16 protein-coding genes are annotated in these 15,587 nt (G+C 62.5%); 7 read left to right on the forward strand and 9 right to left on the reverse strand.

Annotated features, from left to right (window positions below; all coding sequences use genetic code 11):
• Positions 1–75 precede the first annotated feature (75 nt).
• From JBE38_RS20105 to JBE38_RS20115, 3 genes are read right to left on the reverse strand one after another with little or no spacing between them, the layout of a single operon-like run.
• Positions 76–675 (reverse strand): HAD family hydrolase, encoded by a 600-nt coding sequence (locus JBE38_RS20105; protein ID WP_205344980.1) that lies wholly within the window; start codon positions 673–675, stop codon positions 76–78.
• Positions 672–1,541: an acyl-CoA thioesterase II gene (gene tesB, locus JBE38_RS20110; protein WP_060752336.1), complete on the reverse strand. Its 870-nt coding sequence runs from the start codon at positions 1,539–1,541 to the stop codon at positions 672–674. Before tesB ends, JBE38_RS20105 begins: the two co-directional genes overlap by 4 nt.
• A gap of 38 nt (positions 1,542–1,579) precedes the next feature.
• Positions 1,580–2,149, reverse strand: coding sequence for a GNAT family N-acetyltransferase (locus tag JBE38_RS20115; protein WP_060752337.1), 570 nt, complete (start codon positions 2,147–2,149; stop codon positions 1,580–1,582).
• Between the two features lie 75 nt (positions 2,150–2,224).
• Between JBE38_RS20115 and JBE38_RS20120 the strand changes: the two genes are divergently transcribed.
• Positions 2,225–3,145 (forward strand): histone deacetylase family protein, encoded by a 921-nt coding sequence (locus JBE38_RS20120; RefSeq protein ID WP_205344981.1) that lies wholly within the window; start codon positions 2,225–2,227, stop codon positions 3,143–3,145.
• A 172-nt stretch (positions 3,146–3,317) separates the two neighbouring features.
• On the forward strand, positions 3,318–4,544 hold the full coding sequence (locus JBE38_RS20125; protein ID WP_205344982.1) for a TIGR03862 family flavoprotein: 1,227 nt from the start codon (positions 3,318–3,320) through the stop codon (positions 4,542–4,544).
• Positions 4,545–4,660: 116 nt separating this feature from the next.
• On the opposite strand, the gene JBE38_RS20130 is transcribed toward JBE38_RS20125, so the two are convergent.
• Both JBE38_RS20130 and yedA read right to left on the reverse strand, forming a co-directional pair.
• Positions 4,661–5,995 carry a DEAD/DEAH box helicase gene (locus JBE38_RS20130; protein ID WP_205344983.1) on the reverse strand — a complete coding sequence of 445 codons (1,335 nt, stop codon included), beginning with the start codon at positions 5,993–5,995 and terminating at the stop codon, positions 4,661–4,663.
• A gap of 65 nt (positions 5,996–6,060) precedes the next feature.
• Positions 6,061–6,951 (reverse strand): drug/metabolite exporter YedA, encoded by an 891-nt coding sequence (gene yedA, locus JBE38_RS20135; RefSeq protein ID WP_090365686.1) that lies wholly within the window; start codon positions 6,949–6,951, stop codon positions 6,061–6,063.
• A gap of 161 nt (positions 6,952–7,112) precedes the next feature.
• Between yedA and JBE38_RS20140 the strand changes: the two genes are divergently transcribed.
• Positions 7,113–7,568, forward strand: a complete 456-nt coding sequence (locus JBE38_RS20140) for an Lrp/AsnC family transcriptional regulator (protein WP_090365685.1) — start codon at positions 7,113–7,115, stop codon at positions 7,566–7,568.
• Positions 7,558–8,256 carry a cyclase family protein gene (locus JBE38_RS20145; protein ID WP_205344984.1) on the forward strand — a complete coding sequence of 233 codons (699 nt, stop codon included), beginning with the start codon at positions 7,558–7,560 and terminating at the stop codon, positions 8,254–8,256. The genes JBE38_RS20140 and JBE38_RS20145 overlap by 11 nt, the downstream gene beginning before the upstream one ends.
• 118 nt (positions 8,257–8,374) lie before the next feature.
• On the opposite strand, the gene JBE38_RS20150 is transcribed toward JBE38_RS20145, so the two are convergent.
• From JBE38_RS20150 to JBE38_RS20160, 3 genes are all read right to left on the reverse strand, one after another.
• Positions 8,375–8,986, reverse strand: a complete 612-nt coding sequence (locus JBE38_RS20150; RefSeq protein WP_104996048.1) for a 3'-5' exonuclease — start codon at positions 8,984–8,986, stop codon at positions 8,375–8,377.
• Between the two features lie 43 nt (positions 8,987–9,029).
• Positions 9,030–9,506 (reverse strand): LabA-like NYN domain-containing protein, encoded by a 477-nt coding sequence (locus tag JBE38_RS20155; RefSeq protein WP_104996049.1) that lies wholly within the window; start codon positions 9,504–9,506, stop codon positions 9,030–9,032.
• 128 nt (positions 9,507–9,634) lie between these two features.
• Positions 9,635–10,399, reverse strand: coding sequence for a DUF2076 domain-containing protein (locus tag JBE38_RS20160; protein WP_205344985.1), 765 nt, complete (start codon positions 10,397–10,399; stop codon positions 9,635–9,637).
• Positions 10,400–10,580: 181 nt separating this feature from the next.
• Between JBE38_RS20160 and JBE38_RS20165 the strand changes: the two genes are divergently transcribed.
• On the forward strand, positions 10,581–11,240 hold the full coding sequence (locus JBE38_RS20165) for a YciC family protein (protein ID WP_126870832.1): 660 nt from the start codon (positions 10,581–10,583) through the stop codon (positions 11,238–11,240).
• Between the two features lie 41 nt (positions 11,241–11,281).
• Entirely contained in the window at positions 11,282–12,370 is a 1,089-nt protein-coding gene (locus JBE38_RS20170) for an endonuclease/exonuclease/phosphatase family protein (RefSeq protein WP_205344986.1), read from the forward strand.
• A 35-nt stretch (positions 12,371–12,405) separates the two neighbouring features.
• Here the strand turns inward: JBE38_RS20170 and hrpB are convergent, their stop codons facing one another.
• Positions 12,406–14,913 (reverse strand): ATP-dependent helicase HrpB, encoded by a 2,508-nt coding sequence (hrpB, locus tag JBE38_RS20175; RefSeq protein WP_205344987.1) that lies wholly within the window; start codon positions 14,911–14,913, stop codon positions 12,406–12,408.
• 253 nt (positions 14,914–15,166) lie between these two features.
• Between hrpB and JBE38_RS20180 the strand changes: the two genes are divergently transcribed.
• Positions 15,167–15,586, forward strand: a complete 420-nt coding sequence (locus JBE38_RS20180; protein ID WP_090365676.1) for a polyribonucleotide nucleotidyltransferase — start codon at positions 15,167–15,169, stop codon at positions 15,584–15,586.
• The last annotated feature ends 1 nt before the right edge of the window (position 15,587 follow it).

Below are 15,587 nucleotides of genomic sequence, written 5' to 3' on the forward strand. Positions count from 1 at the left end.
CACAGGTTATCCATCGTCCGCTCTATCTCTTAACTGACAGGCATTAGGGCTTGCCCCCTCCCACACTTCGCTTTTTCAGTGGCTGGCCTGGATCATCTGGTGCAATGCCACACAGTCTGCGGCATGCCAATCCGCCAACTCTGGCCACGGGTTCTCCGGCAAGTTCACCAACACCGTCCGGGCTCCCGCCGCCCGGCCGCAATCCAGATCAAAGCGGTAATCCCCCACCATCACCATCCGGCTCGGCGAAACATCCCAGGCCGCCGCCAGCTTCAGCAAGCCGCCCGGGTCTGGTTTGGGCGGCGCATCATCACGGCCTAATACATCCTCGGCGGCAAAGCAGTCCGCCAAGCCAATCGCCGCCAGGGTGATATGCGCCAGCTCCCGCGCATTGCGGGTCAGGATGCCCAGGCGATAACCACGCCCGGCCAGCTCGCGCACCAGCTCCACCGCGCCTGGCGCGGCAACCGAGCCCACCGCCAACTCGCGCTCATGCTCCAGCAACCAGGCATGCTTGGCCGCTGCAACATCGGCCGGCAACGCCGCCAGGTGGGTGAGGATGTCGTCCTCCGGCGGAATGTCCAGGGCCACGCGAATCGCTGCAAAATCATGCACGGCCACCGTGAGGGTGCCGTCCATGTCAAAGACCCAATGTTGGATATGCGCCAGGCTCATGCCCAATCCTTGCGATGACGAATCAAGCCTTCCTGGGTCACCGAGGCCACCAGCTGCCCGGCGCGGTTGTACACGCTGCCACGGGAGAAGCCGCGGGAGTTGCCCGCCCACGGGCTGTCCATGGCGTAAAGCAGCCAGTCATCGGCACGCAGGTCGGCGTGGAACCACAGCGCATGATCGAGGCTGGCGACCTGCATGTCTTTCTGCCACACGGTCTTGCCGTGGGGCAGCAGCGAGGTGGTCAGCAGACCGAAATCCGAGGCGTAGGCCAGCAGGTACTTATGCAGCGCGGGCAAGTCGGCCAGGGCGCCGTCGGCACGAAACCATACGTACTTGACCGGGTCGGACGGCTGCGGGTTGAACGGGTCTTTCTCGGTCACCGGGCGCACTTCGATCGGCTTGGGGCACAGCAGCTTGTCGCGCATGTGCTCGGGGATCAGGTGGGCGCGTTGCTGGGTCAGTTCCAGCTCGGAGGGCAGGTTTTCCGGGCCGACCACCACAGGCATCGTGCTCTGGTGCGTAAAACCTTCCTCGTCATATTGGAACGAGGCGCTGCAGGTGAAGATCGGGTTGCCCTTCTGGATCGCGGTGACGCGGCGCGTGCTGAAACTACCGCCGTCACGTACGCGGTCCACCGAGTACACCACCGGCAATGCGGCATCGCCCGGGCGCAGGAAATAGCCATGCAGGGAATGCACATGCCGCGCGTCTTCTACGGTCTGGCTGGCCGCCGACAGCGACTGGCCGAGCACCTGGCCGCCGAACAGTTGGCGAAACCCCAGGTCCTGGCTGCGGCCACGAAAGAGGTTTTCCTCGATCGGCTCCAGGGTCAGCAGGTCCACCAGATCTTCCAATACTTGGCTCATAGAGCAACTCCTACAATCTATGGGGCATTCCGGTCTGCTTATCCGTGCAGCGTGTCCAACCATTGGGCGCGGGTGATGCGATACAAAACATGATGGCGCAGCGGGTCATCGGCTGCGACCTTGGGGTGTTCAAAATCTGCCTGGGGATCGTAATGCATACCGATGGCCTGCATGACTTTTTGTGATGGCAGATTGGACTCAGTGGTGAAGGCCAGGATCTCATCCACCTGCAAACGATCGAAGCCGCAACGCAAGGCGGTCCACGCCGCCTCGCTGGCATAACCCAGGCCCCAGTGTTCGCGGGCCAGGCGCCAGCCAATCTCCACGGCCGGGGTAAAGTCGGCCTCGAAGTTGACATTCTGCAGCCCGGTCAGGCCGATAAACTCGCGAGTGTCCTTGCGCTGCAAGGCCCAAAAACCAAAGCCGTACTCGGCAAAGTGCCCGCGAATCCGCCCGATCAACGCAGCCGTTTCCAGGTGGCTCAATTTAGCCGGGAAATAGCGCATCACCTGCGGGTCGGCGCACATGCGCGCAAATTCCGGCAGGTCGCTGTCGCGCCATTGGCGCAGCACCAGGCGTGCGCTTTCCAATTCCAGTATCGGCTCCATGGGTCCCCTCCCTTGCCATGTGCGTGAGTGTACAACGCGGGTAAGATGCGTCGCAGGTTCCCGTCAGAAAATCCCATGCCCTTGCCATTGATCTATCACGATGACTACAGCCCCGAGTTCCCGGCGGACCATCGGTTCCCCATGGACAAATTCCGCCTGCTGCGCGACCACCTGGTCGACAGCGGCCTGACCGAAGACCGCCAACTGCTGCGCCCGCAACTGTGCCCACCCGAGATTCTGGCCCTGGCGCATGACCGTGGATATATCGAGCGCTATATGAGCGGCGAGTTGTCCCGTGAAGACCAGCGGCGCCTCGGCCTGCCCTGGAGCGAAGCCCTGGCCCGGCGCACCGTGCGGGCGGTCGGCGGCTCGCTACTGGCGGCGGAGCAGGCATTGGAACACGGCCTGGCCTGCCACTTGGCGGGCGGCACCCATCACGCCCATTACGATTACCCGGCGGGCTTTTGCATCTTCAACGACCTGGCGGTGATCAGCCATTACCTGCTGGCCAGCGGCCGGGTCAACCGCGTGCTGATCTTCGACTGCGACGTGCATCAGGGCGACGGCACCGCACGTATCCTCCACGACACGCCGGAGGCGGTCACGGTGTCGCTGCATTGCGAAAAGAACTTCCCGGCACGCAAGGCCCAAAGCGACTGGGACATCCCGCTGCCCATGGGCATGGGGGACGCCGACTACCTCAAGGTGGTGGACGACGCACTCAACTACCTGTTGCCGCTCTACCAGCCGGACCTGGTGCTGTACGACGCCGGCGTCGACGTGCACAAGGACGACGCCCTCGGCTACCTGAAGCTGACCGACGCAGGTGTCGCCGCCCGCGACGAAAGCGTGATGCGCCACTGCCTGGGCCGTGATATTGCGGTGATGGGCGTGATCGGCGGCGGTTACAGCAAAGACCGCCCCGCCCTGGCCCGTCGCCACGGCATCTTGCATCACAGCGCCCAGCGGGTGTGGGCGTCATCAGGTTGTCATTGAAACCTGGGCGTTACCCACAATGCCTGTGGAACCACCTGTGGATAACTTGAGCGTAAGCGTCTGAACGCTGCTTTACGTAAGGCCTGTAGGAAGCTGTATGTTTTTTGATCAGGCGTTTGCGCTGTCGTCGGGTAGAATGCTCGGCCTATTCAAGCGACCGTAGCCCTGCCCCATGCCCGATACCCCTTCCCAACACGTCATCATTATCGGTGGCGGCCCTGCCGGGCTGATGGCCGCTGAAGTCTTGAGCCAGGCAGGTGTGCGGGTCGACCTGTACGACGGCATGCCGTCGGTGGGGCGCAAGTTCCTGCTGGCGGGTGTAGGCGGCATGAACATCACCCATTCGGAAGCGTACCCGGCGTTCCTGTCGCGTTATGCCGAGCGCGCCCCACAAATGGCGCCATTGCTGCGCGCGTTTGGTGCCCAGGCGTTGTGCGAATGGATTCACGGCCTGGGCATACAGACCTTTGTCGGCACTTCGGGCCGCGTCTTTCCTACGGACATGAAGGCCGCCCCGCTGTTACGCGCCTGGCTCAAGCGCTTGCGCGACCAGGGCGTGGTTATCCACACCCGCCATCGCTGGGTGGGCTGGACCGCAGACGGCGGGCTGGTTATCCACAGCCCGGACGGCGAAAAAACTGTCCACAGCCCTGCCGTATTGTTGGCCCTTGGTGGCGGCAGTTGGTCGCGCCTGGGTTCCGACGGTGCCTGGCTTAAGCTGTTCGAAGATCAAGGCGTGCCGTACGCCCCTTTGCAGCCGAGCAATTGTGGTTTCGAGGTGTCGGCCTGGAGCGACTTGATGATCAGCAAATTCGCCGGTGCACCACTGAAAAACGTCGCCGTCGGCCTGGCGGATGACAAGCCGCGGCTGGGGGAATGTGTGGTCACCGCCACGGGCATCGAGGGCAGCTTGATCTATGCGCTGTCGGCACCGATTCGCGAAGCGATCCATCGCGACGGTTCAGCCACCGTGCATCTCGACCTGCTACCGAGCAAGCCGCTGGACAAGGTGCAAGCCGCCTTGGCCAAGCCCCGTGGCTCGCGTTCGATGAGCAAGCACTTGCACAGCCAGTTGGGCCTGGATGGGGTCAAGTCGGCCTTGTTGCGGGAGCTGACGCCAGCTGAACGCTTCAATGATCCGACGCAGTTGGCGGTGGCTATCAAGGCGCTGCCGTTGACACTGGTTAAAACCCGGCCAATCGATGAAGCGATCAGCACCGCGGGCGGCGTGCCGTTCGAGGCGTTGGATGAGCGCTTGATGCTCAAGCAGTTACCGGGGGTGTTCTGTGCGGGAGAGATGCTGGACTGGGAAGCACCGACGGGCGGGTATTTGCTGACGGGGTGTTTTGCCAGCGGCAAAGCGGCGGGGCATGGGATGCTGGAGTGGCTCAAGCGCTAAGATTTGTGGTGATTTTAATGCCGCCATCGGGGGCAAGCCCCTCCCACATTTTGAACGGCGAACAGATTCAAAATGTGGGGGCTTGCTTCCGATGAGGCTATCAGCCACGCAGCAAATTACTTCTTCTTACGCGGCCCGGTGTTAAACACCGGCACCTTGCGCACCGGTTTGATCGATGGCTCCGCCGGCGCCACTTCGCCACTGTCCACCCATTTGCCCAGGTTACGTTTGCCGCCACCGCCCGAAGCCTTGGGCTTCTTCGGTTTTTTCGGTTTCTTTACCACCTGCCCACTGGCATCGGTGTCCGGCACGCGGTGCTCGGGCTCGAAATCCGGCTCGACTTTGCGGGTCAAGGTCTGACGCGTCAGCATCTCGATGGCCGACAGCATGTTCACTTCATCGGCGCACACCAAAGAGATCGCCTCACCGGTGTTGCCCGCACGCCCGGTGCGGCCAATACGGTGGATGTAATCTTCGGCGACGATCGGCAGGTCGAAGTTGACCACCAGCGGCAAGTCTTCGATATCCAGGCCACGGGCGGCCACATCGGAGGCCACCAGGATCTGCACCTCGCCGGCCTTGAAGCGGTCCAGCGCCCGTTGGCGGGTGGCCTGCGGTTTGTCACCGTGAATGCCATCGGCATTGACGCCCAGGCCCTGCAACTTATCCACCAGCGCATCCACGCCGTTACGGGTCTTGGCGAACACCAGTACCTGCTTCCAGCGGCCTTTGCGCATCAGGTGCACAAACAGCTCTGGCTTGCGCTTCTTGTCCACCGGCACCACCCATTGCTTGACGGTGTTGGCGGCGACGTTGCGCGGGCTGACTTCGATACTCAGCGGGTCGTTGAGCATCTGCCCGGCGAGCAGGCGGATGTCATCGGAGAAGGTCGCGGAGAACAGCAGGGTCTGGCGCTTTTTCGGCAGCATGCGGTAGATGTTCGCCAGTTCTTCGGAAAAGCCCAGGTCGAGCATGCGGTCGGCCTCATCCAGCACCAGGGTTTGCAGCTGATTGAGTTTCAGCGCGTTCTGGCGGAACAGGTCGATCAGGCGGCCAGGGGTGGCGACCAGAATGTCGACACCTTTGCGCAGCTTCATCATCTGTGGGTTGATACTCACGCCGCCGTACACCGCATAAGTGGTCAGCGGCAGGTGTTGAGCGTACTCGGCGACACTGGCGTGAACCTGCTCGGCCAGCTCGCGGGTCGGGCACAGGATCAGCGCGCGCGCCGAGTTGGGGGCGACTTTCGGCCCTTCCAGGGTCAGCAATTGCAGGAGCGGCACAGCGAAACCTGCGGTCTTGCCGGTGCCGGTCTGGGCCGCGGCCATCAGGTCGCGACCGGCCAGCACCGCCGGAATGGCCTGCGCCTGCACCGGCGTCGGGGTCTGGTAGCCAAGCGTCTCAAGGGCGCGCAGCAAGGGTTCGATCAGGCCAAGGGTGGCGAAAGTCATGTGTCTACCGTAAGAAAATTCAGCGCATGAGCGGGTAAAAAAACCGCAATTCGGCGCAGTTTACCTTATTCCGGCCGGGGCTTTCGCCACTGGGGCAGGCTGATCAACAGCACCGCGCTGATGATCACCAGCATTGCCAAGGCTTCTTCCATGCCGATGGTCTCACCGACGAACACGATCCCCAGCAACACGGCCACTGCCGGGTTCACATAGGCATAGCTGGTCGCCGCCGCCGGCCGCACGTGCTTGAGCAGGTACATGTAGGCGTTGAAGGCAATGATCGAACCGAACACGGTCAGGTAGGCCAGCGCCAGCCAGCCTTCCAGTGGCGGCACGGCCTGCAGGCGCTCACCGGAAAGCGCGCTGACCAGCAGCAGCGCCACACCGGCGACCAGCATCTCCGCAGCACTGGCCATGGCGCCCTGGGGCAGCGGCAATTGCCGGCTCCACACCGAACCGAACGCCCAGGACGCGGCCGCCACCAACAGCAGAACAGCGCCCATGGGGCTCGATTGCAACGTGCTGCCCATGTTGAGCATGGCAATGCCGATAATGCCCAGGATCACCCCGGCCCATTCCAGACGGGTATTACGTGCGCCCCAGAAATACCCACAGAGCAAAGTGAACAACGGCACGGTTGCCACGGCCAACGCCGCCACGCCGGACGACACGCCCATATGTTCAGCCATGCTCACGCCACCATTGCCGATGGTGAGCAACAAGATGCCAATCATCCCGGCCGCTTTCCACTGAGCCCAGGTCGGCGCCGGCACCCCGCGCCACCTGAGGAAGCCGTACATCAACACCCCGGCCGTGCAAAACCGAATCCCGGCCAGCAACAACGGCGGCCAGTACTCCACGCCGACACGAATCACCAGGTAGGTGGACCCCCAGATCACGTACAACGCAAAAAAGGCGGCGATCAACGGTAAGGGAAAGCGACGTGGGCCAGGCATTGGGCGGCTCTATGGCAGGAGGACAGAAGACATATTCTAAAAAGGCAGGTTGATAAACATAAGTTACAAAACCTGTTTAAAACGCCAATACACTTTTCAAAACACGGTTATGAGGGATATAAACCATAGATTCGAAAGCCGCACATTACGGAGCCTTATCATTGGACAAATACGACCGCATGCTCCTCAGTGCCTTGCTCGAAGACGGCCGCGCCTCGTTTGCGCAACTGGCTCGCACGGTCAACCTCTCCGCCCCCGCCGTGGCTGAGCGCGTGGCCAAGCTGGAGGCCAGTGGCGTGATCACCGGGTATCAGGCCAAGGTGGACCTGTCCAAAGTGGGTTTGCCGATTCAGTGTGTGATTGAGCTGCGCCTGACCAATCACGGCAGCCAGAAGGTGTATGACGCCTTATCCGAAATTCCCGAGCTCACCGAATGTCACCGCGTGACCGGTGACCCGTGCGTGATCATGCAAGCCGCCGTGGGCTCGATGCCGGAGTTGGAGAACCTGATCAACCGGATCGCAAAATTCGGGTTCAGCAAGACCTCGATCATTTTGTCGAGCGCGATAGAGCGGCGGGTGCCGCTGGGGCAGTTGGAGGCCAGAAATGCTGGATAAACAGCGCAAGGTCATCAGCCTCAGCCACCCGGTCAGCCCACGTATCCCGCTATGGCCGGGCGACCCTCCGGTGGTTTTTGCAGAGGTCGCCGCCCTGGAAAAGGATGGCTATTTCCTGCGACGTTTCAGCATGGGTGAACACAGCGCCACGCATATGAATGCGCCGAACAGCTTCTACGCCGACGCAATGGGGATCGACGGTTATCAACCCGAAGACTTGGTGCGGCCGGCAGTGGTAGTGGACGTGCGCAGTAAAACCCAGGGCAACCCCGATTACGCAATCAGCCTGCAGGATATTGAAGAGTGGGAACGCCAGCACGGGCCAATCGAGCCCGGCTCGGTGGTCTTGATATACACCGGCTGGCAACACCTTTGGCACGACCCGGCGGCGTTCTTCGGGCTGGACGCGCAAGGCTCGCACTTTCCGGGGATCGGCGAGACGGCGATTGGTTTTTTGCTTGAGCAGCGTCGGATCGCCGGGGTCGGTATTGATACCCATGGGGTTGATCCGGGGCAGAGCACTGCATTCGCGACCAATCGTGCGGTGCTGGCCAGGAATGGGATTGTGCTGGAGTGTTTGACCCATCTCGACCGCCTGCCGGCCAAGGGTGCAACATTGGTGATAGGTGTCTTGGCGCTCGAAGGCGGATCAGGGTCGCCCGCATCGGTGATGGCGTTTATTCCCTGACGACACTGTGGGAGGGGGCTTGCTCCCGATGGCGGTGGACCAGCCCGCTAATCTGGAGCTGACACACCGCTATCGGGAGCAAGCCCCCTCCCACAGTTGGAGTTTCATTGTCAGGGGCTCAGAACCCGCGGTGCTTCTTCAGGTGTTCGGTGATCTTCGCCGCCGGCACTTTCTGCAGGGTGCACAGCAGGTCGTGGGAGAGTTCGCGCAAGCCATGAGTCCCGCGCAGTTCCTGGGCCAGGTACGCCGTGAGGTTGGCCGCCATCTCCGCATCCGCCAGCGCCCGGTGAGCCTTGCCGGTGTGGGGCAACTGGGCGTAGCTGTTGAGGGTGCCGAGTTTGTGGTTGGGCGCCGCGGGCATCAGGCGGCGGGCGAGTAACAGCGAGCAAGCAAATTTCTGCAGGCGGGTGCGGCGGATCAGGCCCAGCTCATAGTCCCAGAACTTCTGGTCGAATGCCGCGTTGTGCGCCAGCAGTGGCGTCGTGCCGACGAACTCGTTGACCTCGTTCATCACACGCTCGGCCGGCGGTGCGCTGCGCAACATGGCGTTACTGATGCCGGTGAGTTGCTCGATAAAGCCCGGCACACGCACACCGGCGTTCATCAGGCTCTGGTAGCGATCCACGATCTGGCCGCGCTCGAGGATGACCACCGCGATTTCCGTGGCCCGGCAGTGGCTGCTCGGGGTGATGCCGGTGGTTTCAAAGTCGATGACCGCTATACGTTCCAAACCCGTTCCAACTCCGTCTAACTGTTTATCAAGCCGCAGCGTGCTATTTGAGCAGCAGCGCGCCTTCGATCGGCACATAGCGGCTGGCGGCGCGTATCAGTGAGTTGGCCGTCAACCCCGGGACACCGTAGGCCACGGCTTCGACGCCATGCTTGTGGATAACGCGCTCGAGCAGCATGTCGAAATCGCCGTCGCCGGAGGCCAGTACGATTTCGTCGACGTGGTCGGCGGCATCCATGATGTCGAGGGTGATGCCCACGTCCCAGTCGCCCTTGGCCGAGCCATCGCTGCGCTGGATGTAAGGCTTGAGTTTTACCGTAAAGCCCAGGTTGCGCAGGATCTGCTGGAATTGCTGCTGCTTGCTGTCGCCACGGTCGATGGCATAGGCATACGCCTCTACGATCTGCCCGCGTGAACCGATGTCAGCCCACAAGGCGGCGTAATTGAAGTGGCAACCATAGGCTTGGCGCACGGTGTAATAGAGGTTTTGTACATCGGCGAACACCGCAATTTTTTTCACCGCACTTCCCCAGGCTTACCACTTGGACGCCGGACACGAAGGTCCGCAAAGGCGCCAGTATGCCAGCCATGGGAAAGTTTCCGAGAAAAATCAGCCCGGGGCGACGAAGCGCCCCGGGTGAATGCGGGTCAGACGTAGGAATCGTCGTCGTCAAAAGACGAGGAATTGTCGGAATAATCGCTGTCTGAAAAGTTGTCAGCGTTGTTGCCGCCCCAACTGTCATTCCCGGCGAAACGCTGGTCGTCATTGCCCCAGTTGCCGTTGTCACTGGCCGGCGCGGGCTCTTCGCGGATGATTTCTTCCACGACCTGCGGCTGTTGAGAGTTGTGGTTGAACAAGCTGCTGATGCCTTCGGCCAGCATCACACCACCGGCCACGCCAGCGGCGGTTTTCAGGGCGCCACCGAGAAAACCACTGCCAATCGGCGCTGCCGGTGCCTGTTGCGGCTGTTGATAGTTAGGCGGCGGTGCAGCGTAGTTTTGTTGCGGCGCAGGCTGGCCGAACGATGGCCGCCCCGGTTCACGCCAGCCGCCACCCGTCGACGCCGGCGCGCTCTGAGCCGGTTGCGGATCGCGGGAACCGCCGCCAAAGATGCTCGACAGAAAACCGCCACTGCTCGGCGCAGGCTGGGCCGCCTGGGAACGGGCTTGTTGCAGCTCATCCTGCAATTGCTGGATCTGCTGTGCCTGCTGCTTGTTCTGCGCGTCGAGACTCTTGATCGCGTGTTCCTGCACCAGGATCGACTGGGTCATGTAGTACCCGGCGGCCGGTTGGCGAGTCATGTGTTCCTTGATCCGCGCTTCGGCCAGTGCGTCGCGGGGGGCTGAGTCCTTTTCGGCTTGTTGCAACCGTGAAAACAGTCCATCGATCAGGGTTTGCTCTTCGCTGTTCATGGCGACCTCGTTAGATTGCCGGTAGAAATCATGGGCCTGCCTGGGACCAGGCAAGCTACGCGACTAGTTATGGGGCTGTTACCAGACGTTTCAATAGTCTTTACGTAAGGTTTACGTTTGCTTAACGCCAGCCCTGATCGGTTAAAGTGTGGGCCTTGCTTTTTGGCCTGCGATGAACCTGATGAATCCGTTAGACGTACTGCGCGACTCCTTCCGTTTCACCCAACGCAACCTGGGCGCCATCGTCCAGCTGTGCCTGCCGCTGGTGATCCTCGAAGCCCTGCTGCAACAGGTGCTGGACCACACGCTGGGGCCGGATGCGTTCCCCGGTTACAGCGTGGTCGTCGGGCTGCTGGTGTATCCGCTGTACACCGGCGCCCTGATCCTGTTTCTGGATGCGCGCACCCGCGGCGAGTCGCCGCGCACTAAAGATGTCTGGGCCATGGCCCTGACCCTGTGGCCACGCTTCGCCCTGCTGACGGCCATGAGCACGCTGCTGATTCTGCTGGGCTTGTCGTTGTACTTCCTGCCCGGCCTGTGGCTGATGGTGGTGCTGGCGTTTGCCGAGTACCTGCTGGTGCTGCGCGGCATGCCGGCACTGGACGCGATGAAGGAAAGCTTTCGCCTGAGCCGTGGGCACTTCTGGCGAATCCTGGTCTGCCTGCTGTGCGTGATGACGCCGCTGTGGTTGCTCAAGGGCGCCAGCGCCGCGGCCTATCCAGACCCGGGTCCGTTACTGGGGCTGTTGATGGACAGCGCCCACAGTTTCCTGCAGTTGTTTACCAGTGTGGTGTTGTTCCGTTTATTCATGCTGATCGGTGGCGACGCCGACGCACGGTGATATGCTCCGTGCCTGTCCTGACACGCTGATAAGCCGAGCCAATGACCCGTTTATTGCGCATCTTCCTGCTGGGCCTGCTGATCATCGCAGGCCTGCTCACTGCCCTGATCTACAGCCTGACCTGGCGCCCTGCCGACAAGCAAACTCTGCCCGTCAGCTGTGGCGCCCCCCGCGCGCCGACCCTGCTGCCGGGGCAGGCGCTCAAGGTGATGACCTGGAACGTGCAATACCTGGCCGGCAAAAACTACGTGTTCTGGTACGACACTCCCGACGGCAGCGGCCCGGACGACCGTCCGACCGTGGAAGACATGGCCTACAGCCTCGATGAAGTGGCGCGGGTGATCCGTGACGAACAACCCGACATCCTGCAGCTGCAGGAACTCGACGAAAACGCCAAGCCATCCCACTATCAAGACCAGCTGGCCCTGTTGCAGGAACGCCTGGTCGACCTTTACCCGTGCAGCGCCCAGGCGTTCGACTGGAAAGCTGACTTCATCCCCAGCCTGCATATTTTCGGCAGTGTCGGCCGCAAACTGGCGACCCTGAGCCGCTACCAGATCGAACACGCCGAACGCCTGCAACTGCCGGTATCGCCCGGCAACTTCATCAGCCGCCAGTTCCAACCCAAACCGGCCTTGCTGCTGACGTATCTGCCGCTGAGCGATGGCGGCCAACTGGCGGTGCTCAATACGCGTCTGGGTCGCGATATGCCTGGGCGCTCGGCGGTGGATGAGCAAGTCAAGGCAACGGTGAAATTGCTGGATAAGCTCGAAGGCCGAGGCACGCCCTGGTTGATCGGCGGGGATTTCAACCTGCTACCGCTGGGGCAGTTCCTGCGCCTGGAAGCGGGCAAGCGCGGTCAGTATTCGCCGGACAGCGAGTTGCATTTGCTGTGGGACAAATACCCGATGATCCCCAGCAACAGCGAAGCCAGCGGCATCGACCGTGCGAAATGGCTGACGCACTACCCCAACGACCCAAGCCTCGACGGCCCGGATCGCACCTTGGACTATCTGTTCTACAGCCCACGCATCAAGCGGGTCGAAGCCAAGGTACGGCAGGAGGATACGTTGCGCATTTCCAACCATTTGCCGGTGATTGCCCGGTTCCTGCTGCCCGCCGCGCCCTGACAGGCACCCCCTCCCACCATTGTTCTTGGTGGTTGCTACTTGCGGGGTTTGATCCGGGCCGTCGCCTCGGCGACCAATGGATCATCCGGCCAGTAATGCTTTGGATAGCGCCCTTTCAAATCCTTCTTCACCTCGGCATAGGTGCTGCGCCAGAAGTTCGCCAGGTCCTGCGTCACCTGCACCGGGCGCCGCGCAGGCGACAACAAGTGCAGCTTCACCACCTGCCGCCCACCGGCAATGCGCGGCGTATCCGCCAACCCGAACAATTCCTGCAGGCGCACCGCCAGGATCGGCGGCTGTTCGCTGTAGTCCAGTCGCACCGACGAACCCGATGGCACCTTCACATGCTGCGGTGCCAGTTCGTCCAGGCGTTGGGGCAGCGGCCAGGGCAGCAGGTTGTGGAGGAAACTGGAGATATCCAGATTGGAAAAGTGACTGAGGCGCGAGACCTTGCCCAAGTACGGCATCAGCCAGTGCTCCAGGCTGGCGAGCAAGGCACTGTCGCTAAGGTCGGGCCATTCGCTGGTTTTTCCAGCGTCCAGCTGGCGCAGCAGCATGACACGGGCCTGCCATTGACGCAGCTCAGGGGTCCAGGGCAACAGCGCCAGCCCCTTGCGGCGGATGAGGTTGACCAACGCCTGGCTGCGGGCGGACTCATCCAGGCCGGTCAGGGGCTCGCGGCTGAGCACCAGTTCGCCGACTTTGCGTTGGCGCTCGGCGCGCAGCACGCCTTCGCGCTCGTCCCAATCCAACTGGTCGACGTTGCGCACTTGTTCGGCCAATACCGTATCGAATAGCGCCGGGTCGAAATCCGCCGCGAGGTAGATGCGTTCTTCCCGCTGGCCCTGGCGGCTGCCGAGGTCGGCGATCACCAGCCAAGGTTGCTTCATCAGGCTGTCAGCCTCGGCGAACAGCGCGGCGCGCCCATTGGCCAGGCGGTATTCGGCGCCACCCGGGCGACGTTGTTGTGCGACGCGGTCCGGGTAGGCCAGGGCCAGCAAGGCGCCGAGCCAGCGCGGGTGGTCGGGATCAGCCACCGCCTGAGTCGCCTTGCCGCGCAGATAACCACGGTACTGCCGGGCCAGTTGCCTGGCTCTTTGCACACCACCCTGGGTGCCGCGTGCGCGCTCTTCGCCGGACAGCAAGGCCAACCGACTGTGCAAATCGGCACCGCCACCGCGCAGGATATCGCGCTCGCCCAACAGGGCGGCCACCTCACAGGCCGTGGCCGCCAAGCCCAGGTCCTGCCCACGCAGCAATAAATGAGCGATACGCGGATGCGCCGGCAACTCGGCCATTTTCTGACCATGCGGGGTCAGCTTGTCGTCCTCCAGCGCTCCCAGGCGCACCAGCAAGTCCTGAGCCTGGGCATAGGCGGCGGTCGGCGGCACATCCAGCCACACCAGTTGCGTCGGGGCCACGCCCCAACGCGCCAGTTGCAAGGCCAGGCCCGCGAGATCCGCCGCGAGGATTTCCGCGCTGCCATACGCCGCCAAACCTTCATGCTGATCCTCGGACCACAACCGATAACACACCCCCGGCTCCAGACGCCCCGCCCGGCCGGCGCGCTGCGTGGCACTGGCGCGGGAGATGCGCTGGGTGTCGAGGCGGGTCATGCCGCTGCCGGGGTCGAAACGCGGCACCCGCGCCAACCCGGCGTCGATCACTACGCGCACACCGTCAATCGTCAAGCTGGTCTCAGCGATGTTGGTAGCCAGTACCACTTTGCGTTTACCGACAGGCGCCGGGTCGATGGCGGCGCGTTGGGCGTTGAGGTCCAGTTCGCCATGCAGCGGGCAGAGCAGCACATCATTGCGCTCGCCCAGGGCGTCCGCCAGTTGCTGGTTGACCCGACGAATTTCCGCCTGCCCCGGCAGGAACACCAGCACACTGCCGGCTTCGTCCTGCAAGGCCTCAAGGATGGTCTGCAGCACACGCGGCTCGATAAATTCACCGGCCTGATACGGCCGCCCCCAACGCACCTGCACCGGGAACATGCGTCCTTCGCTGCGCAGGATCGGCGCATCATCGAGCAGGCTCGCCAGGCGTTCACCTTCGAGGGTGGCCGACATCAACAGGATTTTCAGCGGCTGCTCATCACGAAACAGCTCGCGGCCATTGAGGCTCAGGGCCAGCGCCAGGTCGGCATCGAGGCTGCGCTCGTGGAATTCGTCGAAGATCAGCAAGCCCACGCCCTCCAGTGCCGGATCGTCCTGCAGGCGACGGGTGAGAATGCCTTCGGTGACGACCTCGATACGGGTGTTCGGGCCGACCTTGCTGTCCAGGCGAATGCGATAACCGACGGTTTCGCCGACTTTTTCACCCAACTCACTGGCCAGGCGTTCGGCCGCGGCGCGAGCGGCCAGGCGCCGGGGTTCGAGCATCAGGATGGTTTGCCCGGCCAGCCACGGCTCGTTCAACAAGGCCAAGGGCACGCGGGTGGTTTTACCGGCGCCGGGCGGCGCTTCCAGCACGGCTTCATGGCGAATCGCCAAGGCGTCACGCAGGGCGGGTAAAACTTCATCAATCGGCAACGAATTCATACTGGCTCCAGAACAGAGCGGCGAGTATAACGGCGAACTGCCGGATGCCGATGATGGTCTCAACAACACCACGGTTCTGGGCTGTCGACGCGGTCAACTGTGGGAGGGGGCTTGCTCCCGATAGCAGTGGGTCAGTAGCCAAGCAGTTGCCTGACACATTGCCATCGGGAGCAAGCCCCCTCCCACACTTGATCATCGTCGCCTGACAAAACTGGCTTATATTCACCCTTAAAACGTGTTCAGGAGAGTTTCCATGCGTATCGCTTCCCGCATCATCGGCGGTGTCCTCGCCGTCACCCTGTTGAGCCAGCTGACCGCCTGCGGTTCGATCTTCTACCCGGACCGCCGTGGCCAGATCGACGGCAAGATCGACCCGGCGATTGCCGTGCTCGACGCCGTGGGCCTGCTGTTCTATGTAATCCCCGGCCTGATCGCGTTCGGCGTGGACTTCGCCACCGGCGCCATCTACTTCGAACCGGGCAAGACCGCCCAGGTTGACCCGGCAAAACTCCACGACGCCATTGGCGCAGACGGCAAGGTCGACAACGCCAAGCTGCAAACCATCATCCAGCAAGAAACCGGGCGCAGCCTGCCACTGGATGACCCGCGTCTGATCCAGTTCAAGGGCAGCGTGCAACAACTGGCCGCCCTGGGCCTGCAACCCGCTGCCTAAG

The organism is Pseudomonas sp. ICBG1301, from assembly GCF_016918385.1.
Classification (GTDB): domain Bacteria; phylum Pseudomonadota; class Gammaproteobacteria; order Pseudomonadales; family Pseudomonadaceae; genus Aquipseudomonas; species Aquipseudomonas palleroniana.

What these genes read in the sequence shown, in the direction of transcription:
- JBE38_RS20105 (WP_205344980.1), bottom strand. Translation starts at nt 675, where the DNA reads ATGAGCCTGGCGCATATCCAACATTGGGTCTTTGACATGGACGGCACC.
- tesB (WP_060752336.1), bottom strand. Translation starts at nt 1,541, where the DNA reads ATGAGCCAAGTATTGGAAGATCTGGTGGACCTGCTGACCCTGGAGCCG.
- JBE38_RS20115 (WP_060752337.1), bottom strand. Translation starts at nt 2,149, where the DNA reads ATGGAGCCGATACTGGAATTGGAAAGCGCACGCCTGGTGCTGCGCCAA.
- JBE38_RS20120 (WP_205344981.1), top strand. Translation starts at nt 2,225, where the DNA reads ATGCCCTTGCCATTGATCTATCACGATGACTACAGCCCCGAGTTCCCG.
- JBE38_RS20125 (WP_205344982.1), top strand. Translation starts at nt 3,318, where the DNA reads ATGCCCGATACCCCTTCCCAACACGTCATCATTATCGGTGGCGGCCCT.
- JBE38_RS20130 (WP_205344983.1), bottom strand. Translation starts at nt 5,995, where the DNA reads ATGACTTTCGCCACCCTTGGCCTGATCGAACCCTTGCTGCGCGCCCTT.
- yedA (WP_090365686.1), bottom strand. Translation starts at nt 6,951, where the DNA reads ATGCCTGGCCCACGTCGCTTTCCCTTACCGTTGATCGCCGCCTTTTTT.
- JBE38_RS20145 (WP_205344984.1), top strand. Translation starts at nt 7,558, where the DNA reads ATGCTGGATAAACAGCGCAAGGTCATCAGCCTCAGCCACCCGGTCAGC.
- JBE38_RS20160 (WP_205344985.1), bottom strand. Translation starts at nt 10,399, where the DNA reads ATGAACAGCGAAGAGCAAACCCTGATCGATGGACTGTTTTCACGGTTG.
- JBE38_RS20165 (WP_126870832.1), top strand. Translation starts at nt 10,581, where the DNA reads ATGAATCCGTTAGACGTACTGCGCGACTCCTTCCGTTTCACCCAACGC.
- JBE38_RS20170 (WP_205344986.1), top strand. Translation starts at nt 11,282, where the DNA reads ATGACCCGTTTATTGCGCATCTTCCTGCTGGGCCTGCTGATCATCGCA.
- hrpB (WP_205344987.1), bottom strand. Translation starts at nt 14,913, where the DNA reads ATGAATTCGTTGCCGATTGATGAAGTTTTACCCGCCCTGCGTGACGCC.
- JBE38_RS20180 (WP_090365676.1), top strand. Translation starts at nt 15,167, where the DNA reads ATGCGTATCGCTTCCCGCATCATCGGCGGTGTCCTCGCCGTCACCCTG.